Origin of the sequence: Mesoterricola silvestris (genome assembly GCF_030295405.1) — a bacterium.
GTDB classification, from domain to species: domain Bacteria; phylum Acidobacteriota; class Holophagae; order Holophagales; family Holophagaceae; genus Mesoterricola; species Mesoterricola silvestris.
The window spans coordinates 3,006,628-3,032,572 of record NZ_AP027080.1 but is presented as its reverse complement, the minus strand read 5'-3'; the positions used below and the strand labels follow the sequence as shown (position 1 = coordinate 3,032,572).

Sequence of the window (25,945 nt, the reverse complement as noted above, 5' to 3'; positions counted from 1 at the left end):
CCGTTGTCCAATGCGGATGGGGGATTGAAAACGCGGGAGAAGACAGATCCCCTTTCATCCCCTGAATCGGCGTCCATCCCTGTCCAGCAGGGCCGGCGATGGGGTGGGGAGGCGCGGCCATTGCCTGGGGCGCCGAACCATCCCAGTTCTGGCCCTGCGGAACGGGGATGGACGCCGATGAAGGGGATGAAGGGGATGACCCTGGCCCATCTCCTTCAGGGTTCCACGGCCGCGGGATCCACCCGAGGCGCGATGATCCGGTCGAAATGCGGGATGGTGCCGATGAGGGGGCGGGCGTAGTCGCGGAAGGATTCGTCGATGTCGCTGTCGCCCTTTAGGTATTCGGGGGGGAGGAGCTTGGTGTGGGCGGCCACGGTCTCCAGGGGGGTCAGGAAGTAGTCCACGGAGTAGTCCCCGGTGCGGCGGATGGCCACGGAGCCGTTCATCTGGCGGTTGAAGGCGAAATGCACGGCGGTCTCCCCCACGTCCCGGGCCTCGCTGGAATCGGAATCGGAGATGACGCCCAGGAAGGAGCGCTGCAGGTAGCCGAAGGTGTCGCACCGCACGCGCTTGATGCCCAGGCGCTGCTTGATGGCGTCGCTGAGGGCGTCACCCAGGGTGCCGCGGCCCGAGAGCTGCACGTTGCCGAAGGCGTCGAATTCGGATTCGGGCTGCAGGTGGGTGAGGACGGGGCGGTGGTCGGCGCCCACGATGCCCTCGGACAGCGCCACCACGCAGCGGCCGTTGGCGGAGTGGACGCGCTCCACGTCGTCCAGGAAGCGGTCCGTGTCGAAGACCCGCTCGGGGACGTAGATGAGGTGCGGCCCGTCCTTGGGGTCCCGGCGCGCCATGACCGAGCTCGCCGTGAGCCAGCCCGCGTGGCGCCCCATCACCACGCCCAGGAAGACGCCGGGGATGGCGAAGTTGTCCAGGTCGAGGCAGGCGAAGGCCGAGGTCACGAAGCGCGCCGCGGATCCGAAGCCGGGGCAGTGGTCGGTCACCGCCAGGTCGTTGTCGATGGTCTTGGGGATGTGGATCACCCGCAGCTCGTAGTTCACGAGCCGGGCGTAGGAGGCCACGATGCGGCAGGTCTCGGCGGAATCGTTGCCGCCGATGTAGAAGAAGTACCGCACGCCGTGCTTCTGGAACACCTCCACCATGCGCGCGCAGTAGGCCTCGTCGGGCTTGACGCGGGTGGAGCCCAGGGCCGAGGAGGGACTGGCGGCCACCATCTCCAGGTTGTGGGTGGTGGTCTGGGAGAGGTCGAGGAAATCCTCGTTGATGATGCCGCTCACCCCGAAGCGCGCGCCGTACACGTTGGTGATGTAGCGCCACTTCCGCGCCTCGATCACCAGGCCCACGAGGCTCTGGTTGATGACGGCGGTGGGGCCGCCCCCCTGGGCGACCACGGCCTTGCCTTTGAGTTGACGCATGGGCAACCTTTCAGGTAATTGCAAACTGGATAACGATTTAAGGAAGTCTAGGCTGCATCGTGGGGGACCCGTCAACGGGCGGGGCCGAGGTCGTGACGGATTGCACCCTTGACTCCACGAAAAAAAGGCGAATCATACAGGTATGACGCCGCCACTCCTAAGCCTCGCGCATCCCAGGGAGCTGTTCCACGACCTCCAGGTGGAGCCCGAGGACGCCCGGAGCATCCTGCGGCCCCAGAAGGACGACCGCTACGGCTTCGGGTTCGCCCTGAGCCCCTACCGGGGCTGCGAGCACGGCTGCCGCTACTGCTACGTGCGGGACTACCCCCAGGCCCTCCCCGGCGAAAAGGGGAAGCCCGTGGACCGGTCCCTGTGGGGCACCTGGGCCGTGCCCAAGCTCAACGCCCCCGAGCTCCTCTGGAACCAGCGCCACCGGTTGCATGGGCAGACGGTCTTCCTGGCCTCCGCCACGGACCCCTACCAGCCCCTGGAGCGGGAATTCCGCCTCACCCGGGCCTGCCTGGAGGTGCTCCTGAAGTGCCCCACCACCCGGGTGCTGGTGCACACCCGCTCCCCCCTGGTGCTCCAGGACCTGGAGCTGCTCCGGGCCTTCGGGCCCCGGGTGAGGGTGGGGCTCTCCATCCCCACGGACGACGACACCGTGCGCCAGGTGGTGGAACCCCGGTCCCCGCCCGTGCCCTCCCGGTGGGCGGCCATGGAGCGCCTGGCCCAGGCCGGCATCGAGGTGAACCTGGCCGTGGCGCCGCTCATGCCGGTGCACAACCCCGTGGCCTTCGCCCGGCGGGCCAAGGACAGCGGGGCCTCCGGGGCCTGGGTGGGCGGCCTGCGCCTGCTCAAGGACGATCCCTTCTACGATGTCCTGGCCCGCAACGACTGGCTGTTCATCCTGGATGCCGAGTACCAGGAACAGGTGGCGGGGGTCCTGCGGGAGGCCTTCCCCCGGGCCCGGCGGCGGGAAGCCCAGGAAACCCGGGCCGTGCCCCCGCGCCACCCCCTGGTTCCGGCCCAGCGCGGCCTTTTCGAGGGGATGTGATGTCGGCGCGGCGCGGGATCATGGGAGAATGACGGTTCCATGATCACACTCGCCCTCAAATACCGTCCCCGCATTCTTTCCGACCTGGTGGGGCAGGAGGCCAGCGTTCGCGCCCTCGCCAATGCCCTGAAGAAGGCCAAGGCGAGCGGAGGGGCCATCCACCACCAGGCCTTCCTCTTCGCCGGCGTGCGCGGCACCGGGAAGACCTCCACCGCCCGCATCCTGGCCCGTGCCCTCAATTGCATGGAGGGTCCCACCGCCGAGCCCTGCGGCGTCTGCGATTCCTGCAAGGCGTCGGAGCAGCCGGACCAGAACCTGGACATCGTGGAGATCGACGCGGCCTCCCGGTCCTCCGTGGAGGACGCCCGGGCCCTGCGGGAGCAGGTGCAGACCCGCCCGGCCTTCTGCCGCTACCGGGTGTACATCATCGACGAAGTGCACATGATGAGCCGCAGCGCCTTCGACGCGCTCCTGAAGATCCTGGAGGAGCCGCCCCCGCACGCGGTGTTCGTCCTGGCCACCACCGAGCTGCAGGACGTGCCCGACACCATCAAGAGCCGGGTGCAGATATTTCCCTTCCGGCTGATCCCGGTGGGCATGGTGGAGGCCCGCCTGCGGTGGGTCTGCGAGCAGGAGGGGGTGACCTGGGAGGAGGGATCCCTGCGGCTCCTGGCCGAGGCGGGGCAGGGCTCCATGCGCGACGCCCTCACCACCCTGGACCGGGTCATTTCCGCCGGGGAAGGGCACGTGGGCGAGGCCATGGTGCGCGACCAGCTGGGCATCGTGCCCGCCGTGCGGGTCCAGGCCGTGCTGGAGGCGCTCCTGGCGGCCGACAGCGGCGCCGTGCTGGACAACTGCCGGGCCCTGGCCGAGCTGGGCACCGACTGGATCAGCTTCTGGCGCGAGCTCATGATGGCCTTCCGGGACCGCATGGAGGCCGATGTGCGCCAGGGCGCCGGCCCCCAGGACCTCCTGCGGTGGGCCCGCATGCTCCAGCTCCTGCTGTCCCGGGAACGGGACCTGCGGGACACCAGCCTTCCGGACGTCGTCGTGGAGCTGGCCCTCCTCACCGCCGCCCAGCTCCCCTACCTGGCCCCCCTGGACGCCCTGGTGAAGGGCCAGCCCGCTCCCGCCCCCCGTCCGGGCGGAGGCCGGCCCCTGCCCGTGACCGGAACGGCCATGGCCGCGGCCCCCATGGCGCAGCCCCCCGCCAGACCCGCCGGCCCGCCACCGCCCGCCCCACGTGCCGCCGGGTCTCCAGCCTCGGCGGGTTCACCGGCCGCCGCGCCCTCCGCTCCGTCGAGCTCCCAGCCCGGAACGCGGCCGGATGCTCCGTCGTCCCTTCCGTCCCCCGCCCCGACGTCCGGTAGGCAGGTTGACCCTCCCGCTGGGAGCGCGTCCGCTAGTTTGGCCGGTAATTCGGCCGGTAACATGGCCGGTAACATGGCCGGTAACACGCCCGCCCAACCCTCCGCCCAACCCTCCGCCCAACCATCCGCCGAGGCCCCCGGGGTGGCCCCCATCCGGGATCCGGGCAACCTCGAGCAGCTGCGCAAGGGGGTGGGGGAGGCCCTGAGGCAGGCGCCGGGGGGGCTGCCGCGCTCCCTGGGGTCGCTGCCCCACATGGCCACGGGGCTCACGTTCCAGGACCGGACCCTCCATTGGCTCTTTCCCCCCAATGTGCGCAACACCGTCCAGGACCTGGAACGGGAGCTGGGCAATCCGTACCTCCTGGAGGCCCTGCGGGGGGTTCTGCCGGGGCTCGTGCGCACCGTCATCACCTTCGAGACGGAGAACCGGGAGCGGCCCGACGAGGTGCTCAGGGCCGATCCTTCGTTCCAGCGCCTCCTGGCGGAAACCAGCGGGGAGATCGTGGAGATCCGCCGGGAGGACTGAGATCCGGGCTACTGCCAGAGGCTGAAGTCCGCCACCCGCAGGAAGACCCTGCGCAGGCGATGGAGGAGGGAAAGGCGGGCGGCCCGCAGGGCGGGGTCCTCGCACTTCACCATCACGGCGTTGAAGAAGGCTTCCAGGGGTCCGGCCAGGTCGGCAAGGCTGGCCAGGAGGCTGGCGGGGTCGGCATTGGCCTCCAGGGTGGGGAGCTGGGCGGCCAGGGCCTGCTCCTCGGGCTGGTTCAGGAGGGCGGCGTCCAGGGAATCGCTGGGCTGCTCGTCCTTGAGGATATTGCCGATTCGCTTGGCGCTCTGGGCCAGGCTGGCGAAGCGGGGGTCGTCGCCGAAGGCGGCCAGGGCCTCGCAGCGGCCCTTGAGATCCACCAGATCCGTCCAGCCGGCGGCCAGGGCGGAGCGGCGCACGGGGCCGGGGTAGCCGGCCTGCTCCAGCTGGAAGGCGACCCGGTCCCGGAAGAAGCCCTCCAGGGCCTCCAGGGTCTCGGCCCGGGGCCGGGTGGCCTTGGCGCCCACCTCGTCCAGGGCCAGGGCGGCGGCGCGCACGGGGTTCAGGTTCCAGCCCTTCTCGAACAGGATGCGGACGATGCCCTGGCCCGCGCGGCGCAGGGCCAGGGGGTCCTTGGAGCCGGTGGGGATGATGCCGATGGAGAAGCACCCGGCCACCGTGTCCAGCTTGTCGGCCACGGCCAGCACGCCGCCCAGGTCGGAGGCGGGGATGGGGGAGTCGGCGGAAAGGGGCTGGTAGTGCTCCTTCACGGCCTGCCACACCTTGGGGTGGGCGTTCTCGCGCTTGAGGTACTCGCCGCCCATGATGCCCTGGAGCTCGGGGAACTCCCCGACCATGAGGGTCACCAGGTCGCACTTGCAGCTCTCGGCCACGAGGCGGCCGTCGGTGCCGTCCAGGCCCAGGGCGGAGGCGATGGCCGAACTGAGGGCCGCGATGCGCTGGGTCTTGTCGAAGTAGCTGCCCAGCTCCCGCTGGAAGGTGAGGTGCCGCAGCCGCTCCATGCGGTCGCGCAGGGGCGTCTTGCGGTCCTCGGAGAAGAAGAAGCGGGCGTCGTAGAGCCGGGCGCGGAGCACCCATTCGTTGCCGCTGCGGATGAAGCCGTCGGGATCGTCGGGGCGGTTGGCGGCGGTGAGGAAGCTGGGCAGCAGGGCCCCGGAGGCGTCCTCCACGCAGAAGGCCTTCTGGTGCTCCTTGAGGGAGACCACCAGCACCTCCTTGGGCAGGTCCAGGAAATCCGTGGGGAAGCGGCCCGCGACGATGCGGGGGTACTCCACGATCTCCGCCAGGGTGGAGAGCAGCTCCTCGTCGGCCACCACGCGGCCCCCGGCCTCCCGGGCCAGCTCGTCGATCTGCGCGGCCATGCGGTCGCGGCGCTCCTGGAAGGCCACGACGACGCCGGCCTCCTCCAGGGCGGCCTCGTAGGCCCGGGGCCAGCCCACGGTCACCTTGCCGGGATGGTCCAGGTGGAAGAGCCGGTGGCCCCAGGTGGAGAAGCCCGACTTGACCCCGTCCAGTTCGAAGTGCACGACGTCCTGCCCGTACAGGGCCACGACGCTGCGGATGGGCCGCACGAATTCGAATTCGGAGGAGCCCCAGCGCATGGCCCGGGGCACGTGGAGGCCCGTGACGAGGCGGGGCAGGACCTCCGCCAGGAGATCCATGGTGGGCCGGCCCCGCTTGACCAGGGTGACCACGGCCACGGGCTCCTTCTTGCCCGCGGGCTGCTCGAACTTCACCTGGGCGAAGTCCACGCCCCACTTCTCGGCGAACTTGAGGCCGGTCTGGGTGGGCCGGCCCTCGGCGTCCAGGCACATGCGCTGGGGCGGGCCGACCTGAACGTCGCTCTGGTCGGGCTGGAGCTCGGGCACCTCGAACACGCGCCAGGCCAGCTTGCGGGGGGAGTAGAACCGCTCCACGGGGAGCTCGACCCTGAGGTTTTCCCGGATCCAGGCCTGGAGGCCCTCGGCGAATTCGGTGGAGAGGGGGGAGAGGAAGCGCGCGGGGATCTCCTCGCAGTGGATTTCCAGAAGGAGCTCTCTCATGCCTTCACCTCCTTTCCTGCCGCGTCATGCTCGACGTAGGCCCTCGCGCAGGCGCAGGTGAGGTCCCGCACGCGCTTGATGAGGCCCGCGCGCTCCGTGGTGGACACCGCCCCGCGGGCGTTGAGGACATTGAAGGTGTGGCTCATCTTGAGGGCCTGTTCGTAGCCGGAGAGGAAGTGGCCCTGGTCGTCCAGGAGGCGCCAGGCCTCCTTCTCGTAGGCCTCGAAGGTCTTCCAGTGCAGGTCCAGGTCGGCGTGCTCGAAGCTGTAGGCGGAGAGCTCGAACTCCTCCCGCTGGCGCACGGCGCCGTAGGACACCGGGAAGGTGCCGTCGTCGGTCTTCACGTTGCCCCAGGTGATGTCGTAGATGTTGTCCAGCCCCCCCAGGAACATGCAGATGCGCTCGATGCCGTAGGTGATCTCCGCGGACACCGGCCTGCAGTCCATGCCGCCCACCTGCTGGAAGTAGGTGAACTGGGTGATCTCCATGCCGTCGAGCATCACCTGCCAGCCCACGCCCCAGGCCCCCAGGGTCGGGGCCTCCCAGTTGTCCTCCTCGAAGCGCAGGTCGTGCTTGCGCAGGTCCACGCCCATGGCCTCCAGGCTCTCGATGTAGAGGTCCTGGACCCGCGCCGGGGAGGGCTTGAGGAGCACCTGCATCTGCAGGTGCTTGTAGAGGCGGAAGGGGTTCTCGCCGTAGCGCCCGTCGCTGGGGCGGCGGGAGGGCTCCACGTAGGCGACGTTCCAGGGCTTGCCGCCCAGGGCGCCGAAGAAGGTGAGCGGGTTCATGGTGCCGGCGCCCTTCTCGAGGTCGTAGGGCTGGCCGATGAGGCACCCCCGGTCCGCCCAGAAGCGCTGCAGTCGAAGGATCAGTTCTTGGATGTGCATGGGGACCCGCAGAAAACCTGGATTTTACCCTGGATCGGGCGATCCGTCTGGGTCGAATGTCCCGGGGGCGGCGGGGAGGTTGTGCCCAAGGTCCTTGCTTCCTGCGAAGGCCTAAGTAGAATCAACGTTTTCATTGGGATGACCATGACCCGCAAAATCGCACTCATCGCCATCGGCGGCAACGCGCTCCTGCAGGAAAAGCAGCTCGGGGTGCAGGAGGAGCAGCTGGAGAACGCGAGGCAGACCGCCGAGATGTTCGGAAACGTCATCAAGGCCGGCTACTCCCTCTGCGTGGTCCACGGCAACGGCCCCCAGGTGGGCAACATCCTCATCCAGCAGGAGGAGGCCGCCAACCGCATCCCCCCCTACACCCTGGACATCTGCGACGCCATGACCCAGGGCTCCATGGGCTACATGATCGAGCGCACCCTCATCAACCGCCTGGCCTTCCAGAAGCTCCAGGTGCCCGTCACCACCATCCTCACCGAGGTCGTGGTGGACAAGGACGACCCGGGCTTCCAGAACCCCACCAAGCCCGTGGGGCCCTTCTACCGCGAGCACCGCGCCCAGGAGCTGCAGGCCCAGAAGCGCTGGCACATGAAGGAGGACTCCGGCCGCGGCTGGCGCAAGGTCGTCCCCAGCCCCAAGCCCGTGGAGATCGTCCAGCTTGACGCCGTCAAGCTCCTGCTGGAGGCCGGCCACTGCGTCATCGCCGGCGGCGGGGGCGGCATCCCCGTGATCCGGGACGCCTCGGGCCTGCTGGTGGGCGTGGAGGCCGTCATCGACAAGGACCGCCTTTCCTCCCTGCTGGCCGAGAAGCTCAAGGCCGACACCTACGTCATCCTCACGGGGGTGCCCAAGGTGGCCCTGGACTTCGGCAAGCCCACCCAGCGCTGGGTGGACCGCCTCACGGCCACGGAGGCGGCGAAGCATTTGGCCGACGGCCAGTTCCCGGCGGGCTCCATGGGGCCCAAGATCGAAAGCGCCCTGGCCTTCCTGGCCTCCGGCGGCCACGAGGTCCTCATCACCAGCCCCGAGGCCCTGGAGCGGGAGGACTACGCCACCGTCGGCACCCGGATCGTGCGGGACTGACGCCATGCGCCGCCTCGTCCTCGCCGCGCTTCCGGCCCTGGTGGCCTTCGCCGGGCCCCAGGGTCTCGACCTCAAGGGCATGGACCGGGCGGTGGCCCCCGGGGACGATTTCTTCGCCTACGCCAACGGCTCCTGGCTGCGCGCCACCCCCATCCCGCCGGACCGCAGCGCCGTGGGGGCGGGATCCCAGCTGGTGGAGGTCACCGCGGCGCGCACCGCGGCCATCCTCAAGGCCGCCCTCGGGGCCCGGCCCGGCTCCGAGGCCCGCAAGACCGGGGACTATTTCGCCAGCTTCATGGACGAGGCGGCCATCGAGGCCCTGGGCGCGAAGCCCCTCCAGCCGGTCCTGGCCCGCATCCGGGCCGTGGGGGACCGCCGGGCCCTGGCCGAGGCCCTGGGGCGCACCCTGCGCGCGGACGTGGACGTGCTCAACAACACGTCGCCCGCGACGCCGAACTTCCTGGGGCTCTGGGTGGCCCAGGACCTGGACGATCCGTCCCGCTATTCCCCCTTCCTGCTCCAGGGCGGCCTGGGCATGCCCGACCGGGAGTACTACCTGTCGGATTCGGAGGCCATGAAGGGGATCCGCGCGAAATATCTGGCCCACATCGGGACGATGCTGAGGCTGGCGGGGGTGGAGGACGCCGCGGCCCGGGCCGGGCGCATCCTGGACCTGGAAGGGCGCATCGCCAAGGTCCATGCCGGCAACCTCGACACCTTCGACGTGCAGAAGGGCAACAACCACTGGAACCGCGAAGCCTTCCCCGCCCGGGCCCCGGGCCTGGACTGGGAGGCCTTCTTCGGGGCCGCGGGGCTCGGAGGGCAGAAGACCTTCGTGGTCTGGCAGCCTTCGGCCCTCATCGGCCTGGCGGCGCTGGCCGGGGCGGAATCCCTGGAGACCTGGAAGGACTGGATGGTCTTCCACGCCGTGGAGAAGGCCGCGCCGACCCTTTCCAGGGCCTTCGTGGAGGCCTCCTTCGCCTTCCACGGCGGGGTGCTCCAGGGCACGCCGCAACTGCGGGCCCGGTGGAAGCGGGGCGTGGACGCCACCAACGCCGCGCTGGGCGACGCGGTGGGCAAGCTTTACGTGAAGCGCCACTTCCCGGCCGCCGAAAAGGCCCGGGCCCAGGCCATGGTGCGCAACCTCATCAAGGCCTTCGCGGCGCGCATCGACGCCCTGGAATGGATGGCCCCGGAGACCAAGGCCAAGGCCAAGGCCAAGCTCGCCGTCCTGAAGGTGGGCGTGGGCTACCCGGACCGGTGGATCTCCTACGGCGGCCTCCGGGTGGTGCCCGGGGACGCCTTCGGCAACGCGGAGCGGGCCGAGCTCTTCGACTACCGGCGCAATGTCGCCAAGCTCGGCGGGCCCGTGGACCGGGGGGAGTGGGTCATGACCCCCCAGACCGTGAACGCCGTGAACCTTCCGGCCATGAACGCCCTCAATTTCCCCGCCGCCATCCTCCAGCCGCCCTTCTTCGATCCCAGGCGGGCCGCGGTCCTGGACTACGGCGCCGCCGGCGCCACCATGGGCCACGAGATCAGCCACAGCTTCGACGACACCGGCGCCCTCTTCGATGCCCAGGGGCGCCTGAGCAACTGGTGGACCCCCAACGACTTCGCCCACTTCAAGGCTTCCGGGGCCCGGCTGGCCAGGCAGTTCGACGCCTACCGCCCCTTCCCGGACCTGGCGGTGAACGGCGCCCTGACCCTAAGCGAGAACATCGCCGACGTGGCGGGCCTCGCGGCCTCCTACGACGCCTACCACCTGTCCCTGGGCGGCAGGCCCGACGCGGTGCGCCAGGGGTTCACCGGCGACCAGCAGTTCTTCCTGAGCTACGCCCAGTCCTGGCGCGGGAAGGCCCGCGAGCCGGCCCGGCGCCAGCAGATACTCACCGACGGCCACGCGCCGGAGGAGTACCGGGCGGATTCGGTGCGCAACCAGGACGCCTGGTACCCGGCCTTCGGGGTCAAGCCGGGCCAGAAGCTCGCCCTGGAACCCCGGGACCGGGTCCGGATCTGGTAGCCGGCTACCCCCGCTCCCACCGGGTGCGGGTGAGCCAGACGGTGAGCTCCTTGCCGTTCTCGTCCCGGCCCTGGTAGCGCATCTTCACGGGGCCGTCCTTGTCCCTGCCGGTGACCTTGACGCCTTCGGCCTCCCCCAGGGTCAGGAGCTTGTAGAGGCCTTCGGGGCTGCCCAGCCGGGGCAGGAAGGGCAGATTGAGCCCGGCGAGGGAGATGGCCCTCTGGTCCACCTCCCTCCGGGGGATCTGCAGGCGGAAGCCGTCCCGGGGATTGCCTTCCAGGAGCAGGAGCCGCTCGCCCAGGCCCTGCAGCTCGACGATGGTCCTGCCGGTGGCGGGGTCCAGAAGAATGTTGAGGGTGCCCTTGCCCTGGCCGTCGGGGCTGGCGTAGCCCCAGGCGTACTGGGCCTTCACCAGGGTGGCCTGGGCGCAGAGGGGCAGGGCGAGGACGGCCGCGGCGGCGAGGAACCTCATAGCTGGTCCGTTCCGTCGTCGCCGGCTTCGTCGGGATCCGGCTCGGGGGCGGGTTCCACGGCGGCCGAGCTGCGGCTGCGGGCCAGGCGGGTCCGCAGGTCGAGCACCTGCTTTTCCAGGTCCTTGCGGTCGGGGAAGACGAAGGCCAGGGCCCGTTCCCACTCGTCCAGGGCGTCCTGGAGGCGGTCCAGCTTCAGGAGGGCCTCGCCCAGATGCTTGTGGATCTCGGGGCTGTAGGGGCTGATGGCCGAGGCCTTCCGCAGCGCCTCCTCGGACTCCTTGAACCGGCCCTGCTTGTAGAGGGCCCAGCCCCAGCTGTCCAGGGTGGAGCTGTTGCCCGGATCCTTCTCCAGGGCCGTCTGGATGAGGCGGGCCGCCTCGTCCAGGTCCCCGCCCTTCTCCAGCAGGAGGTAGCCTAGGTTGTTCTGGAGGGTGGCGTTGGCGGGTTCCAGGCGCTGGCCCTCCCGCAGGACCTCCATGGCCCGGTCATCCTGGCCCAGGGTCTCCAGGGCGTTGGCCTCCAGCAGGAGCAGGTCGATGTTGCGCACGGGGCCGGCCTTCCTGGCGGCGGCCACCGAGGCCAGGCACTTGTCCCAGGCGTTGAACTCGGACCAGAGCACGGCCATGCCCTCCAGATCCAGCAGGGCGAGGGCGCCGCGGGACTCGGCCTTGGCGAAGACGCCTTCCTCGAAGGTCCCGGGCGGGATGCGCGCGGCCTTCCGGAAGAGGTCCTGCTTGGGGAAGCGCTGGATGCCATCGCGCAGGAGGGCCCGGGCCGCCTTCCAGTCGTGGATCTGGAGGAGGGCCTGGGCCTGGAGGGAGGCCAGTTCGGGGTTGGAGGCCGCCTCGGGCCAGGGCCGCACCGCCGCGAGGAGGTCCCCGGGGCGCCCCTCCATGAGCAGGCAGGATGCGTAGAGGACCTTGACGGGAAGCGCCAGGGCGGGATCCTCCGGCCTGGATTCCAGGATGGAGGGGAGCAGGGTCTTCCAGCGGGCCTCGGCCTCCTTCAGCCGGCCCACCTTCATGAGGCAGAGGCCGATGTTGAAGGAAATGCGCATGGACGTATGGAGGCTCTCGGCCCTTTCCAGGGAGGCCAGGGCCATGTCGAACCGGGAGGTGCGCAGCTGCACGATGGCGATGTTCTCCCAGATGGCGGGCTCCCGCGGCACGAACTGGGCCAGCCGAAGGAAGCTCTCCTCGGCGTGGCCCAGGAAGCCCGCGTCCACCTGGTCCCGGGCCAGGTCCTCCAGCATGCGCAGGTGGCGCTGGTCGGGGCTGGGCCGGGAACAGAGGGCCATGACCGCCTCGCGGCGGTTCTCGTACTGCTTGAGCTTCACCGCGAGCTCCACGGCCCGTTCGTAGGCGAAATCCGCCAGGAGCCGGCCGTTGACGTAGGGGCGCATGGGGTGCAGCCGGCCCACGGCGAGCCAGGCCCGCAGGGCGCCCTCCTCGTCCTTGGCGTTCTCGTCGACTTCCGCCAGGCACGTCCACAGGTCGTAGTCGTTGGGCAGGAGGGCGGAGGCCTTCTTCAGGGCCTGGGCCGCCAGGGCCACGGCGCCCGGGCTGGAAGGGCTGAGGCGGTAGCGGAGGAAGGCCAGGTGGGCCGCGGCCTCCCCGCTGCGGGGATCCAGCTCCGTGGCCTTCACCGCGGGGGCGACGGCGCCCTGCAGGTCCCCGGACTCCAGGATGGATTCGGAAAGGCGGAGCCAGGCCTGGGAGCTCCCGGGCACCAGGGCGATGACCTTGCGGTAGAGGGCCGCGGCGCCCTTGGGGTCGTTGCCGCCGTCCCTGCGCTGCAGGGACCGGGCCTGGATCATGAGGGCCCGGGGGTCGTCGTCGGCCAGGACGGGGGCGCCGGTCCCGATGAGCGACATCAGGGCCAGGGCGGGGAGCAGCTTGTTCGTCACGTGGGCATCTCGGGGTCGTTGAGGAAGGTGGTCATGCGCGCGTGGGCGCCTCGCCAGGCTTCGGGGGGGAGCACCTTCTGCTCGGCGCGGGCGCCGGGACGGGGCAGGATGCAGTGTATCGCCGATCCGCCGGCGGGCCCCCGGGAGGCGCTTTTTTTGTCCACCCGGAGCAGGGGGAGGCAGGCCTCCCAGGGGGGGACGGCGGGCAGGAGGTGCCGGAGCCGGGAGGCGGTGCGCGCCAGGAACCCGGGCGGGAAGGGCCCCAGGCCCTCGCTTTCGGCCAGGGCGCAGGCCGCCAGGGTTCCCAGGCCCACCGCTTCGCCGTGCAGGAGCCGGTAGCCCGAGGCGGATTCCAGGGCGTGGCCCAGGGTGTGTCCCAGGTTCAGGAGGCGGCGCTCCCCGGCCTCCAGGGGATCCCGGTGCACGACGAGGGCCTTGGCCCGCAGGGCCCGCAGCAGGGATTCCGGGGAGGGGAGGCCGGGGGCGAGGAGCTCCTCCGCCCAGGCCAGGTCCCCCTCCACCAGGGCCATCTTGAAGAGCTCCCAGGCCCCGGACTCCAGCTGGCGCGGGGGCAGGGTCCCCAGGAAGGAGCGGCAGGCCACGAACGTCGAAGGGGGATGGAAGGCGCCGGCCAGGTTCTTGCCGGCCTCGAGGTCGCAGGCGGTCTTGCCGCCCAGGCCCGCGTCCACCTGGGCCAGGAGCGTCGTGGGCCAGGCCTGCCAGGGGATGCCCCGCATGTACAGGGCCGCCCCCAGGCCGGCCATGTCGGTGAGGACTCCGCCGCCCACCGCCACCACGGTGCCTTGCCGGTCCAGGGGGATGGCGGCCCAGGCCTCCAGCCAGGGAATGAGGGTGGAAAGGCGCTTGGAGGCCTCGGAAACGGGGACCCACAGGGCGCCCGGAGGCTCCGGGAGGCCCGCGGCGCGCCAGGCGTCCCTCACGGCGGCGTCGCCCACCAGGGTCCAGGGGCCCGCCGGCAGCAGCCCGGGAAGGGGTTCCTCCTCCACGAAGACGCGGGTGGGGAAGCCTTCCGGCAGCGCGATCTCCATCTAGAGCTTTTCCCGGTATTCGTCGGCGTCGTCGTCGCTGCCGGCTTCCTTGCGGAACCGGTCCCCCAGGAGATCCAGTTCGATGTACCGGTCGGCCACGTCCATGACCTTGTTGGCCATGGCGGACCTGAAGCCGGCCACCTCCACCCGCACGCCGTTCTGGGCCAGGGCCTGGAGGGGGTAGGCGAAATCCTCGTCGCCGCTCACCAGGATGACCAGGTCCACCTTGTCGGCGTAGTTCATCATGTCGGTGGTGATCTCCACTTCCAGGCGGGCCCGGCGGGTGCCGTCGCGCTCGAGCTTCACGGGCTTCTGCACCACCCGGAAGCCGTTGCGGCGCATCCAGTGGAGGAAGCCCCGCTGGCGGTCCGCGGTCTCGTCCACGCCGGTGTAGAAGAAGGCCCTGAGGAGCTCCCGGTCCCTGCCAACCAAAAGAGCGAGGAGCCGGCTGTAGTCCACTTCGAAACCCAGCTGCCGGGCGGAGTGGAAGATATTGTTACCGTCGATGAAAACGGCGCATCGCATCATGGCGTCCATCCTGAATTCGGGGCTTTCCCCGGGGATTTGAATAGTTCCGCATCCGCGGATCAAACATGATGGCATGACAGCAATCATGAAAGAATGGTTTCATGGCTGATTCCCCCAGTAGTTTTTTCCATTCCGACCAGGTCGACCAGCAACCCGGACGCCATGCCCTCCTGGCGAGGCTCGTGGGCTACCTCCGCCCCTACTGGGCGGGCCTTTGCGCCCTGCTGGTGCTCATGGCCGCGGGGGCGGTGCTGGACGTGCTCCCCTCGGAGTTCACGCTGCGCCTCATCGACCACCACCTGGCCAAGGGCACCATGCGGGGCTCAGGGCCCCTGGTGGCCGCCTTCCTGGGATTCGTGCTGCTGGGCTTCGTGGTGCAGGTGCTGCGCTACGGGCTCCTGGCCTGGGTGGGCCAGATGGCCATGCTGGACCTGCGCATGCAGGTCTTCCGGCACCTCATGAAGCGAAGCACCCATTTCTTCCACCGCAATCCCGTGGGCCGGCTCATGACCCGCGTCATCAGCGATGTTCAGAACCTCAACGAGATGTTCTCCTCGGGCTTCGTGGCCATCGTGGGCGACGCCCTCTCCCTGACCGCGATCGTCATCTGGATGTTCAGCAAGCACGTGGGCCTGGCCCTGGTGGCGGTGGGGATCATGCCCCTCCTGCTGCTTTCCACGGAGATCTTCCGCCGCTACGCGTCCGCGGCCTACCGCGAGACCCAGGGCCGCTACGCCGCCATCCAGGCCTACCTGGCCGAGCAGCTCTCGGGCATCTCCCTGGTGCAGATGAATGGGCAGGAGGCCGCGAGCCGCGCCCTGTTCGGCGACCTCAACCAGAAGTACCTGGACGCCTTTCTGCGCACCATCTTCGCCTACGCGGTGTTCTTCCCGGTGGTGGAATTCATCACCAACGGCACCCTGGCCGCGCTGATCCTCTATTCCGGCTACAAGCTGCAGGCCGGCACCCTCACCCTGGGGCTGCTGCTGGCCTTCATCCAGCAGTCGGGGCGGTTCTTCCGGCCCATCCGGGAACTGGCGGAACGCTACAACGTCATGCAGACCGCCCTGGCCTCCAGCGAACGCATCTTCAAGCTCCTGGACAACCAGGACGAGATCCGCGAGGTGGCCGATCCCAAGCCGGTGGCCTTCACGAAGGAGGTGCGCCTGGAGGGCGTGACCTTCGCCTACGAGCCCGAGGGCCGCAAGGTGGTGCGCGACCTCTCGGGGGTCATCCCCAAGGGCCGGCGCGTGGCGGTGGTGGGCCACACCGGGGCCGGGAAGTCCACCCTCATCAACCTGCTCATGCGCTTCTACGACGTGGACGGGGGCCGGGTCACGGTGGACGGGGTGGACGTGCGGGAGGCGAGCCTCAAGCGGCTGCGGGGTCTCTTCGGCCTGGTGCTCCAGGACGTCTTCGTGTTCTCCGGGACCCTGGAGGAGAACATCGTTCTGGGCCGGCCCCACAACGCGGAGCGCCTGGCCTCGGTGCTGGAGCAGAGCCAGCTGGAGGACCTGGTGGGGCGGCTTCCCATGGGGCTCCTCACCCAGGTGGGGGAGCGGGGCCAGAAGCTCTCCGCCGGGGAGCGCCAGTTGGTGGCCTTCGCGCGCATGCTCTACCAGGAGCCCGAGATCCTGCTGCTGGACGAGGCCACCGCCAACATCGACAGCGAAACCGAGAACAAGATCCAGCAGGTCATCGAGCGCGTCAGCCACCGCCTGACCACCTTCACCATCGCCCACCGCCTCAGCACCATCAAGGACGCCGACGAGATCTGGGTGATGGACCAGGGGCAGCTGGTGGAGCGGGGCAGCCACGACGGGCTCATGGAGCAGGGGGGCACCTACGCCAAGCTGGTGCGGCTGCAGTTCGAGGGGGAAGGGGCCGTTTCCTAGATGCACCTGCCTCCCCTGTACCCCATCACCGATCCCCGGTCCCCGGTGCCCCTGGCCGAGCAGGTGCTGCGCCTGGGCGAGGCGGGCTTCCCCCTGGTGCAGTTCCGGGGCAAGCCCCTTCCCGCCGCGGCCCAGTGGCAGGAACTCCGGGCCGCCCTGGCGGGGGCCGCGGAACGGGGGGGCTGGCCGGCCATCTGCGTGAACGACCGGACCGATCTGGCGGTGCTGGCCGCCGCGGAGGGCCTGGCGCCCTGGGGGCTGCACCTGGGCCAGACGGACCTGCCCCCGGGGGAGGCCCGGGCCCTGCCGGGGCTGGGGGCCTGCCACATCGGCGTCTCCACCCATGGCCCGGCCGAATGGGAACATCCGGATCCCGCCTGCGACCACGCCGGCATCGGACCCTTCCGCCCCACCGCCACCAAGGGCGACCACGAACCTCCGGTGGGCCTCCCGGGCCTGCGGGAAGGCGCGGCGGCCCTGCGGGGCCGGGGGGTGGCCCCCGTGGCCATCGGGGGCCTGGCCGCCGCGGACGCGGGCGAATGCTTCCGCGCGGGGGCCGAGGCCCTGGCCATGGTGGGGGAGATCAGCCGCTGCGCGGATCCCCGGGAGCTGCTGTGGGCGGCGCAGACGGCACGGTGGGCGGCCCGTCCGATACTTGTCCGGGGACAGGGCGTCGTGCTCATCGGCGGCAGCGGCGCCGGCAAATCCACCCTGGCGCGCGCCCTGGCCCTGCGCCTGGGCCTGCCGGCCCGGGATTCGGACCGGGAGATCGGCGGCGCCATTCCGGACCTCTTCCGGGATCTGGGTGAGGCGGGCTTCCGGGCCCTGGAGGCGGAAAGCGTGGCCCGGTGCCTGGAACGGCCCTGCGTGGCCGCCCTGGGGGGCGGGGCCTGGGAGGATCCCGAGACCCGGAGGCGCGTGCGGGAGGCGGGCTTCGCGGCCCTTTGGCTGGCCGAGGTGCCGGCGGTGGCCTGGGGCCGGGTGGGGGGCGACCCCAACCGGCCCCTGGCCGCGGAGCGAACGGCCTTCCTGGACCGGTACGCCCGGAGGACGGCCGCCTGGTGGGAGGCTCCCATGGTCCTGCCCCTGGGGCGAATGGCTGACGTGCTGGCTGACGAGCTTGTAAAAAATGCTTGATGCGCCGGTCCGTGACAATTTCGCTCCCACATTGGGGTAGCCTGGATTCCGTCAATTCCTGGCCCCAATTCGCGCATGATTTCAGGCTCCGCCCCGGATTCCGGGAAATCTGCGACACTACGGCAGCACTCGACTCCCATGGACCTCATCTTCTCCGACATCCACTCGAATCTGCACGCGCTGCGGATCCTGTTGAGATATGCAAAAAAGCGCATCATCGACCGCTATGTCCTCCTGGGCGACCTGGTGGGCTACGGGGCCAACCCCAACGAGACCCTGGACCTCATCCGGCAGCTGGAACCGCGGGTGATGGTGCGCGGCAATCACGACCGGGCCTGCATCACGCCGGGGTCCGACGCCGCCTTCAGCCTTCCGGCGCGCATGGCGGTGAGCTGGACCCGGGGCCGGCTCACGGAGGAGAACGCCTGGTTCCTGGAGAACATTCCCGCGGGGCCGATCACGCTGGACGCGGGCTACACCATCGCCCACGGCAGTCCCCTGGACGAGGACGACTACCTGCTCCATCCCCGGGAGGCCCTGGCGGCCTTCGACGGGTTCCCGGGCCAGGTGTGCTTTTTCGGGCACACCCACCTGCCCGGGGCCTACGAACTGGATGACGAGGCCCAGCGCCTCACCTGGATCACCTTCGAGCCCGGCACCTGGTTCCCCCTGCGGGACGGCTGCAAGTACCTCATCAACCCCGGCTCCGTGGGCCAGCCCCGGGACCGGGACCCCCGGCTCTCCTTCCTCACCTACGATCCCTCCCACCGCCGGGTCAAGCTCCACCGCCTGGACTACGACCACGCCGGCGCGTCCCGGGCCATCCTGGCCGCGGGTCTCCACAGCAACCTCGCCGAACGCCTGCACCACGGAATCTGAGGCACCCCATGAAAGCCCCGCAACCCTCCGACCCGAACCTGGTAACCATCCTCGAAAAGGCCAAGAAGTCCGGAACCTCCGCCAGCCTCCGGGCCGAAGGCGCGGTGAAGATGCTCGGGCACCTCCATGTGCGCAGCCTGGAGCCCGGCGCCGCCATCCAGCTGTCGGGCCTGAAGCTGAGGGACACGCTGCCCCCGGCGGGCACCGCCGTCACCCTCACCCTCATCCAGGGCGACCAGGTGATCTCCATCCGCACCCACCTCCTCGAACCCCTCGTGGCCGACCATGAACCCAAGGTCCCCCCCGTGCTCCAGGCCGCCTGGCCCACGGAACCCCTGGAGATCCACCCCCGGCGGGAGGTGCGGGTGGCCACCCCGGACCTGCCCCCCCTGGACGCCTCCGTCTTCTGGCGGGGCCGGCGCCTCGAGGCCAAACTCCTGAATCTCACGGACATGGGCATGGGCCTGGGGTTCAGGGAGCCGCTCGCCTTCTCCTACCACGATGAGGTGGAGGTGGTCACCAGCCTCCCGGGCAACGACGTGCTCACCGTTTCCGGCGCGGTGCGCCACGCCCAGAGCCTGGCGGGCGACGAACTGCCCACGCGGGTGGGCCTGGTGCTGGTGGACCTGCCCCCCGGGACCCGGGAACTGCTCCAGCGCTTCATCCAGGCGCGGCGCATGGACCGGTCCATCGCCATGCGGGGGCACTGAGCTAGCCCGGGAAATTCCGGCCCAGGGGGTGGCGTCGAGAAATAAACAATTTATGTTTATTTCCGGTATCACCCCAGGAGGGCAGGCATGACCCCGAATTTCAATTCTTTCAAAACTTCCGCATGGTCGCTTGGCGCCATGGCCCTGGTGTTCGCCAGTCTCCTGGCATGCGGAGGGAAATCGGGGGGCTCCACGGCGCCGACCCTGGCCAACGTGGGAGGCGTCTATTCCGGCAAGGATGCGGGCGGCAAGCTCCACTATGCGGCCGTCAAGGCGGGGGACGGGAGCTTCTCCTGGCTGGGCGTGGACCGGAGCCTCACCTTCGGGACCTTCAACCTGGACGGCACCACCCTCGCGGGACTGGGGCTCCAGTTCCTTGCGAGGGTGCCCATCGCCCAGGACGCCCCCATGCTGGTCCAGGTCGGCGGCACCGCCGGCCCCGGCCAGATCACCCTCCGACTCAGCTACCCGGGAAATACCGGGACCGCCGTCACCTTCACGAAGGAACCCGATTCCAACGGCACGACCCAGCTCTCGGACCTGGCCGCCACCTACAACGCCAGCGCGGAGGAAGCCTCCAACGGCACCGGCGCGACCCTGAATATCGCCGCCGATGGCACGCTTTCCGGCGGCGATTCCGCGGTGGGGTCCCTGTCGGGCACGGTCACCCAGCCCACGGCCGGCGTCAATTATTTCACGGTGGCCTTCACCTACACGCCCACCAATGTCTCTGACGGCGGCCCCATCTCGTTCAACGGCGTGGCCTTCAGGCTCCGGGGGGCGAGGAGCGGCCTCGTCCTCGCCGCGCATTCGCCCTCGTCCCAGTACTCCGGCATCTTCACGCCGGTGCTCAAGGATTAGGCTTCCGGTTCTCCTCCGCGCGCCGGGCGGCATCCTCCCGCTCGGCCCGCGAGGGTTTGCCCCACACGATGCGGCTGGGCTTGGCCTTGAGGATCTCCAGGAGTTCCTCGGTGGACCTGAGGTTGCGGTCCAGGGCCTTGAGCGCGGCGTCGGCGTCGGGGCCGGCGGTCCTGAGGAGGGCGCGGGCCTCCTTTGCGAGCTCCTCGGATTCCCGGAGGGTGCCCGCCAGGTGCGCGACGATGGCGTCCAGGTCCCCGGAACGCTTGTCCAGAAGGCCCTGGACCATGGCCAGGCTCTTGTCCAGGCTCGCCAGGCTCCGGTCCGCCACGGCCATGGAGGCGTCGCCGTGGCGGGCCAGGGTCTGGGCTTCCAGGGCCAGCTTGCGGAATTCCAGGAGGGCCGCGTCCAGGTCCGTCAGCACCTTGGCGATGCGGGGGCTGTCCAGCACGGCCCCGGCCCCCCGGGCCTCGAACTGGGTGCGCAGGCCGGTCACCGCGCCGTCCAGGTTGGCGATGAGGTGGCTGGCGTCCTCGAGCAGGGTGGCCAGGGACGCGCTGGCGGCGCCGCTCAGGGTCGCCCCGGGCTGGAGCGCCGCCCTGCGCAGGGCGGGCTCGGGCAGCTGGAGGTCCACGAAGGACCCGCCCAGGGGCTTGGCCACCACCACGGCACGGGTGCCCTGCCACAGGACGATGTCGGTGCGCAGGCCCAGCGTGGCCAGGAACCGGTACTCCACCCCGTCCCGCTGGAGGCGGATGGCCTTCACCTGGCCCACCCGGAGGCCCTGGAGCTGGACCTCGGTGCCTTCGGACAGGTCCGAGGCGGTTTCCAGGGCCACCTGGAAGCGGGCCTCCTTGGTGAGGATGGCCGTGAGGCTGCGGTGGAAGAGGAACCCGGCGAACACCGCCAGGGCCAGGAACACCAGCAGGCCGATCTTGGCGTCGTCCTTTTCGAGCTTCATGGGGCACTCCCTGTGGCGAGGCGTCCGTCCTCGATGCGCAGGCCGGCGCCCAGGTCTTCCATCCAGTCGCCCCCCACCAGCACGAGGGTGGTCTCCGGGTCCCGGGCGGCCTCCTCCAGGATGGCGTGGGCGGCCTTCCGGCTTTCGGGGTCCAGGCCCCCCGCGGGCCGGTCCACCAGCCAGAGCCGGGAGCCCTTGGCGCCGGCCCTGGCCAGGGCCGTCATCCAGCAGGCCCGGTCCGCGGGAAGGCGCGGCCGGGAGGCGGCGGACCTCCCCAGCCCGGCCCGCTCCAGCCAGCGCAGGGCCTCCTCCCGGGCCTCCTCCCGGCCTACCTTGCGGGAAAAGCGCAGGGGCAGGGCGACGTTGTCCAGGAGGGTGAGGTTCACGGCGAGGCCGCCGTCGGTGGGCACCCAGCCCAGGTCGCCGGCGTTGATGAAGGGATGGTCCAGGGCATCCAGGTCGATCTCCCTCCCGTCCAGGACCACCCGCCCCTCCCGGGGCCGGGCCAGGCCCGCGCAGAGGCGGAGCAGGGCGGTGGCCCCGGTGCCCTGGTTGCCCTGGAGGTGCCAGCGGGCGCCCCGGTCCAGCTTCCAATCCAGGTCCTGGAACACCACCCGGCCTTCGGGGGAGGCCAGGGAGACGCCCTCCAGGGCCAGGAGGGGCCTAGGCATAGATCAGCACCGACAGGAAGGCGCCGGCCAGGAGCAGGATCGCCAGGGAACCCACCGCGGCCTTGGTGACGGCCTGGGGGATCTCGGTGGTGCTCACCCGCACCCGCAGGCCGTACGAGGTGCACAGCAGCGGGATGGCCGTGCCGAACACCAGGGCCTTGCAGAGGGTCGCCGCCATCTCCCGGGGGCCCACGGCCCGCACCAGGGCGTCGGCGAAGGCCGAGAAGGACAGCGGCAGGCGCAGCCATGCCACCAGGAACCCGCCCAGGAGGGCCACGGTGTCGAAGTAGATGATCAGGGCGAACAGCGAGATGATCCCGCCCAGGAGGCGCGGCGCCAGGAGGTACTGCACCGGGTCCACGCCGTTGAGGTAGAGGGCGTCGATCTCGCCGCTGAGCTGGCGCGAGGCCATCTCCGTGGCGATGGCCGTGCCGCTGCGGCTGATGACCACGATGCCCACCAGCAGGGGCCCCAGTTCCCGGATGACCAGCTGGGCCAGGATCTGGCAGATGTAGTTCTCCATTCCGAAGCCCGAAAGCTGCCCGAAGACCTGCAGCAGCGTGATGCCTCCGATGAGCAGGGCCGCCAGGGTGCACAGGGGCAGGGCGTCCAGGGCCGTGAACCGGATCTGGGTGCGGGTCACCTCCAGCACCACCCGCACCTGCTCCCCCCGCAGGCGGAGGATCCCCTTCACGCCGGCCAGGAAGAGCCAGGCCAGGGAGCCCACCTGGGCGAAGGACGACCGGACCCTGGCGCCCAGGCCCCGGGCGGCCTTTCCGGGCAGCGCGGACAGCCTGGACGCCGGACCTGGGGATTCCATGCCTTCACCCTACCAAGTCCCGGCACGGTAAGCTAATGGGATGGCGACGCAAAGCTGGAAATTCACCGTGGATCCCGCCGAGGAGGGCATGAGGCTGGACCAGCTGGTCTCGGCCCACACCGGGCTCAGCCGCAGGAAGGCCCGGGAGGTGCTCCAGCTCGGGGGCGTCCAGGCCCACCGCAAGCGCATCAAGGTGGCCTCCAAGCTGCTCAAGCCGGGCACGGAGGTGTCGGTGTCCGTGGACGACGCCCTGGGGCAGCCCTTGGACATGGCCGTCCCGGTGCTCTTCGAGGACGAATTCCTCCTGGTGGTGGACAAGCCCGCGGGCATGGCCTCCCAGGGCACCCAGGCCTCCGACCTCCACGATCTCACCGCCCTGCTGCAGCGGCAGCGCCCCGGCCAGTTCCTGGCCCTGCAGCACCGCCTGGACCAGGGCACCTCGGGCATCCTCGTCATCGCCAAGCATCCCTCCGCCCACCTGGGCACGCAGTTCCAGGCCCGGACCATCGCCAAGACCTACCTGGCCCGCGTCTCCCGTCACCTGGAGCCCTGCACGGTGGACCTGCCCATCGGCCGCGTGCGCAATTCCAGGCCGGCGCGCTTCGGGTGCACCGGGGACCTGCTGGATCCCAGGCCTTCGGTGACGGATTTCCGCCCGGCCCTGCCGGAGGAGACCGGGGGCTTCCTGCCGGGCTTCTGGGTGGTGGCCACCCCCCACACCGGGCGCACCCACCAGATCCGGGTCCACCTCTCCCACCTGGGGGCGCCGGTGTACGGCGACGCCCTCTACTTCGGGGAGAAGTCCGACCACCTGTGGCTTCACGCGTGGAAGCTCTCCATCGAGCATCCCATCACCGGCGTCCCCATGGAGCTGGTGGCGCCTCCGGCGCGCTTCATGGGGGACCCCGCGTGATCCGGACGCCCCTGGTCTACAACCCCCGCTCGGGGCACGGGCGCATGGATCCCGCGGCGCTCCTGGCCCGGCTTCCCGGGGAGGTGCGGGCCCGCCTGGAACCGGTGCCCCTGGAACTCCCCTTCGACTACGAGCCCTGGATCCGCCAGGCCCTGGCCGCGGGGGGGCCGATCCTGGTGTGGGGCGGGGACGGCACCCTCCACCACGCCGGGGCCGCCCTGGCCGGGCTGGGGCTGCCGGTGCCCCTGGGGGCGGTCCCGGGCGGTTCGGGCAACGGGCTCGTGCGGGGCCTGCGCACCCCCCTGGATCCCGCCGGCGCCGTCCTGCGGCTCCTGGAAGGCCGGGACCTGGCCATGGACCTGGGGCGGCTGGACGGCGCCCCCTTCCTGAACCTCTGCGGCACCGGATTCGAGGCCGAGGTGGCCCTGGCCTTCGACCGGGCCCAGGGCCGCGGCCTCCGGACCTATGTCCGCCAGTGCGTGGGCCTGTGGCGGCGCCACCGGGAGGCCGGCCTGCGCTGGGAGGCGGAGCGGCCCGCCCCGGAGGCCCCGGGCCGCCTGGAGAGGCTCCGGGCCGCCTGGAGGGGCCCCGAGCCCGAGCTGCCGGAATCGGCCTGGAGCCTCTGCTTCGCCAACCTCCCCCAGTACGGGTCCGGCCTCTGGATCGCCCCCGGGGCGGACCCCGCCGACGGCCTGCTCAGCTGGGTCCGCCTCCGGCGTCCCGGGCTGTTCGATATCCTGGCCGAGGTGCCCCAGCTCTTCCGGGAAGGGGGGCGGACCCCCCTGCGCCAGGAGGGGCGGCTTCTTCGTGCGGTTGTTCGTCTGGACCGGCCCTGCCCCTGGCACATGGACGGCGAGCCCGCCCCCGCCCGGGACCGGGCGGAAATCACGGTGGAGAAGGGGGCCTTCCCCATGCGGGTGACCTCGGACTGCCCCTTTCGCTAGGATTACCAGCCCTCGGTCTGGCGCAGCGCCTCGTACAGGCCCACCGCCGCGGCCTGGGCCAGGTTCAGGCTGCGGTGGAACTCGCCCCGCATGGGGATCTTCACCAGGCGCTCCGGGTGGGCCTGGAGGATCTCCGGCGGCAGGCCCACGGTTTCCCGGCCGAAGACGAGGCCGTCGCCGTCCTGCCACCGGACGTCGGTGTGGCGCCGGTCCCCTTTGGTGCTGAAGAACCACAGGCGCATTCCCGGCTCGGCGGCGAGGAAGGCCTCCCAGGAGGCGTGGTGCGTGGGGTTCAGGCGCTCCCAGTAGTCCAGGCCCGCGCGGCGCAGGTAGTAGTCCGAGGTGTCGAACCCCAGGGGGTGGACCAGGTGGAGCCGGGTGTCGGTGGACACGCAGAGGCGGCCTATGCTGCCGGTGTTCTGGGGGATTTCCGGCTGGTGGAGCACGATGTGGAAGGGCACGGCGTCAACCTTTCGATACCTCCGATCATAATCCGGGCAGAATTGAGGGCAACCGGGAGCCACCATGTCCGACCCCAATTGCGTCTTCTGCAGGATCGCCTCCGGGCAGATCCCCGCCACCATCCTCTTCCAGGACGAGAACCTGCTGGCCTTCCGGGACATCGCGCCCCAGGCGCCGACCCACATCGTGCTCATCCCCCGGGCCCACTTCTCCGGGCTCAACGACCTCACGCCGGAAAGGGCGGGTCTGGTGGGGGAGATCGCCCTGGTGGCCAAGGACCTCGCCGCCGGGGAGGGCCTGGCGGCCTCCGGGTGGCGCCTGGTGTCCAACGCCGGGCCCGACGCGGGGCAGACGGTGTTCCATCTCCATTTCCACCTCCTGGGAGGCCGCCCCATGGGCGGCAGGATGGCCTAGCCATGTTCAACGCGCCGCACCCCCTCACCTACGCCGACGCCGTCCGGGCCTTCCTGCTGGAGGACTGGGGCACCCAGGACTGGACCAGCGCCTCGGTTCCCGACCGCCCCATGGAGGCCCGGGTGGTGGCCAAGGGCCGCCTGGTGCTGGCGGGGCTGCCCGTTGCCGGGGAGGTCTTCCGGGCCGTGGACCCCGCCCTCAAGGTGGTCCCCGGGGCCCAGGACGGGGACCGGGTGGATCCCGGGGCGGTGGTGATGCGCATCGAAGGCTCCAGCCGCGCCATCCTCATGGCCGAGCGGGTGATGCTCAACCTCCTCCAGCGCCTGTCGGGCACCGCGACCCTCACCCGGGCCTTCGTGGACGCCGTGGCCGGCACCGGGGCCCGCATCATGGACACCCGCAAGACGACCCCCGGACTCAAGCTCCTGGAGAAGTACGCCGTGCGCTGCGGCGGCGGCGTCAACCACCGGCTCACCCTGGGCGACGGCGTCCTCCTCAAGGAGAACCACATCGCCGCCGCCGGCGGCATCGCCGCCGCCGTGGCCCAGGCCCGCGCCGTCGCCCCCAACCTCCTGCGCATCGAAGTGGAGGCCGAGACCCTGGAGCAGGTCGCCGAATGCCTGGCGATCCCCGGCGTGGACGGCATCCTCCTGGACAACATGACCCTCGACCAGATGGCCGCCGCCGTGGCCCTGCGGGGCGCGAGCCGTATCTTCCTGGAGGCCAGCGGAAACCTCGCCCTGGACCGCGCGCGGGCCGTGGCCGAAACCGGCGTCGACTTCCTGAGCGTGGGCGCCCTCACCCACAGCGCCCCCTCCGTGGACCTGAGCCTCAGGTTCTAGTCCCGTTTTTCGACCCACCCCGGCGCCGGTGATGA

24 protein-coding genes are annotated in these 25,945 nt (G+C 70.6%); 13 read left to right on the top strand and 11 right to left on the bottom strand.

Going from position 1 to position 25,945, the window contains the following annotated elements; genetic code table 11:
- Positions 1-215: 215 nt before the first annotated feature.
- A complete protein-coding gene (locus tag R2J76_RS13130) occupies positions 216-1,433 on the bottom strand; it encodes a 6-phosphofructokinase (protein WP_316412066.1) in 1,218 nt (405 codons plus the stop codon).
- 142 nt (positions 1,434-1,575) lie between these two features.
- Here R2J76_RS13130 and R2J76_RS13125 point away from each other — a divergent pair, with 142 nt between their 5' ends.
- Positions 1,576-2,487 carry an SPL family radical SAM protein gene (locus R2J76_RS13125; protein WP_316412064.1) on the top strand — a complete coding sequence of 304 codons (912 nt, stop codon included), beginning with the start codon at positions 1,576-1,578 and terminating at the stop codon, positions 2,485-2,487.
- Between the two features lie 39 nt (positions 2,488-2,526).
- Positions 2,527-4,383, top strand: coding sequence for a DNA polymerase III subunit gamma/tau (dnaX, locus tag R2J76_RS13120; protein WP_316412063.1), 1,857 nt, complete (start codon positions 2,527-2,529; stop codon positions 4,381-4,383).
- Between the two features lie 8 nt (positions 4,384-4,391).
- Here the strand turns inward: dnaX and glyS are convergent, their stop codons facing one another.
- Both glyS and R2J76_RS13110 read right to left on the bottom strand, forming a co-directional pair.
- Positions 4,392-6,446, bottom strand: a complete 2,055-nt coding sequence (glyS, locus tag R2J76_RS13115; protein ID WP_316412062.1) for a glycine--tRNA ligase subunit beta — start codon at positions 6,444-6,446, stop codon at positions 4,392-4,394.
- Entirely contained in the window at positions 6,443-7,333 is an 891-nt protein-coding gene (locus R2J76_RS13110) for a glycine--tRNA ligase subunit alpha (RefSeq protein WP_316412060.1), read from the bottom strand. Before R2J76_RS13110 ends, glyS begins: the two co-directional genes overlap by 4 nt.
- 144 nt (positions 7,334-7,477) lie before the next feature.
- Here R2J76_RS13110 and arcC point away from each other — a divergent pair, with 144 nt between their 5' ends.
- Positions 7,478-8,425, top strand: coding sequence for a carbamate kinase (gene arcC / locus R2J76_RS13105; protein WP_316412058.1), 948 nt, complete (start codon positions 7,478-7,480; stop codon positions 8,423-8,425).
- 4 nt (positions 8,426-8,429) lie between these two features.
- Positions 8,430-10,448 (top strand): M13 family metallopeptidase, encoded by a 2,019-nt coding sequence (locus tag R2J76_RS13100; RefSeq protein ID WP_316412057.1) that lies wholly within the window; start codon positions 8,430-8,432, stop codon positions 10,446-10,448.
- Positions 10,449-10,452: 4 nt separating this feature from the next.
- Here the strand turns inward: R2J76_RS13100 and R2J76_RS13095 are convergent, their stop codons facing one another.
- Genes R2J76_RS13095 through R2J76_RS13080 form a run of 4 tightly spaced genes read right to left on the bottom strand, consistent with a single transcriptional unit; the run spans position 10,453 to position 14,401 of the window.
- Positions 10,453-10,920, bottom strand: coding sequence for a hypothetical protein (locus R2J76_RS13095; protein WP_316412056.1), 468 nt, complete (start codon positions 10,918-10,920; stop codon positions 10,453-10,455).
- A complete protein-coding gene (locus tag R2J76_RS13090; protein WP_316412054.1) occupies positions 10,917-12,827 on the bottom strand; it encodes a tetratricopeptide repeat protein in 1,911 nt (636 codons plus the stop codon). Before R2J76_RS13090 ends, R2J76_RS13095 begins: the two co-directional genes overlap by 4 nt.
- Complete coding sequence (locus tag R2J76_RS13085; protein WP_316412052.1) at positions 12,824-13,876, bottom strand: 3-dehydroquinate synthase; 1,053 nt, start codon at positions 13,874-13,876, stop codon at positions 12,824-12,826. Before R2J76_RS13085 ends, R2J76_RS13090 begins: the two co-directional genes overlap by 4 nt.
- Positions 13,877-14,401 (bottom strand): LabA-like NYN domain-containing protein, encoded by a 525-nt coding sequence (locus tag R2J76_RS13080; RefSeq protein WP_316412051.1) that lies wholly within the window; start codon positions 14,399-14,401, stop codon positions 13,877-13,879.
- A 104-nt stretch (positions 14,402-14,505) separates the two neighbouring features.
- Between R2J76_RS13080 and R2J76_RS13075 the strand changes: the two genes are divergently transcribed.
- From R2J76_RS13075 to R2J76_RS13055, 5 genes are all read left to right on the top strand, one after another.
- Complete coding sequence (locus tag R2J76_RS13075) at positions 14,506-16,299, top strand: ABC transporter ATP-binding protein (protein ID WP_316412050.1); 1,794 nt, start codon at positions 14,506-14,508, stop codon at positions 16,297-16,299.
- Positions 16,300-17,436 (top strand): thiamine phosphate synthase, encoded by a 1,137-nt coding sequence (locus R2J76_RS13070; RefSeq protein ID WP_316412049.1) that lies wholly within the window; start codon positions 16,300-16,302, stop codon positions 17,434-17,436. It abuts the gene before it with no gap.
- 138 nt (positions 17,437-17,574) lie between these two features.
- On the top strand, positions 17,575-18,315 hold the full coding sequence (locus tag R2J76_RS13065; RefSeq protein ID WP_316412048.1) for a metallophosphoesterase family protein: 741 nt from the start codon (positions 17,575-17,577) through the stop codon (positions 18,313-18,315).
- Positions 18,316-18,323: 8 nt separating this feature from the next.
- On the top strand, positions 18,324-19,025 hold the full coding sequence (locus R2J76_RS13060; protein WP_316412047.1) for a flagellar brake protein: 702 nt from the start codon (positions 18,324-18,326) through the stop codon (positions 19,023-19,025).
- 138 nt (positions 19,026-19,163) lie between these two features.
- Positions 19,164-19,886, top strand: coding sequence for a hypothetical protein (locus R2J76_RS13055; protein WP_316412046.1), 723 nt, complete (start codon positions 19,164-19,166; stop codon positions 19,884-19,886).
- On the opposite strand, the gene R2J76_RS13050 is transcribed toward R2J76_RS13055, so the two are convergent.
- From R2J76_RS13050 to R2J76_RS13040, 3 genes are read right to left on the bottom strand one after another with little or no spacing between them, the layout of a single operon-like run.
- A complete protein-coding gene (locus tag R2J76_RS13050; RefSeq protein WP_316412045.1) occupies positions 19,876-20,844 on the bottom strand; it encodes an MlaD family protein in 969 nt (322 codons plus the stop codon). The two genes, R2J76_RS13055 and R2J76_RS13050, sit on opposite strands and share 11 nt — an antisense overlap.
- Positions 20,841-21,515 (bottom strand): ATP-binding cassette domain-containing protein, encoded by a 675-nt coding sequence (locus R2J76_RS13045; protein ID WP_316412044.1) that lies wholly within the window; start codon positions 21,513-21,515, stop codon positions 20,841-20,843. Before R2J76_RS13045 ends, R2J76_RS13050 begins: the two co-directional genes overlap by 4 nt.
- Positions 21,508-22,335 (bottom strand): MlaE family ABC transporter permease, encoded by an 828-nt coding sequence (locus R2J76_RS13040; protein WP_316412043.1) that lies wholly within the window; start codon positions 22,333-22,335, stop codon positions 21,508-21,510. Before R2J76_RS13040 ends, R2J76_RS13045 begins: the two co-directional genes overlap by 8 nt.
- 67 nt (positions 22,336-22,402) lie before the next feature.
- On the opposite strand from R2J76_RS13040, the gene R2J76_RS13035 reads away from it, so the two are divergent.
- Entirely contained in the window at positions 22,403-23,248 is an 846-nt protein-coding gene (locus R2J76_RS13035) for an RluA family pseudouridine synthase (RefSeq protein ID WP_316412042.1), read from the top strand.
- Positions 23,245-24,192 carry a diacylglycerol/lipid kinase family protein gene (locus R2J76_RS13030; RefSeq protein WP_316412041.1) on the top strand — a complete coding sequence of 316 codons (948 nt, stop codon included), beginning with the start codon at positions 23,245-23,247 and terminating at the stop codon, positions 24,190-24,192. Before R2J76_RS13035 ends, R2J76_RS13030 begins: the two co-directional genes overlap by 4 nt.
- A gap of 2 nt (positions 24,193-24,194) precedes the next feature.
- Here R2J76_RS13030 and R2J76_RS13025 read toward each other — a convergent pair whose 3' ends face one another.
- Positions 24,195-24,653: a tRNA (cytidine(34)-2'-O)-methyltransferase gene (locus R2J76_RS13025; protein ID WP_316412040.1), complete on the bottom strand. Its 459-nt coding sequence runs from the start codon at positions 24,651-24,653 to the stop codon at positions 24,195-24,197.
- Between the two features lie 64 nt (positions 24,654-24,717).
- On the opposite strand from R2J76_RS13025, the gene R2J76_RS13020 reads away from it, so the two are divergent.
- Positions 24,718-25,068, top strand: a complete 351-nt coding sequence (locus tag R2J76_RS13020; protein WP_316412039.1) for a histidine triad nucleotide-binding protein — start codon at positions 24,718-24,720, stop codon at positions 25,066-25,068.
- A 2-nt stretch (positions 25,069-25,070) separates the two neighbouring features.
- A complete protein-coding gene (gene nadC / locus R2J76_RS13015) occupies positions 25,071-25,910 on the top strand; it encodes a carboxylating nicotinate-nucleotide diphosphorylase (protein WP_316412038.1) in 840 nt (279 codons plus the stop codon).
- Positions 25,911-25,945: the final 35 nt, after the last annotated feature.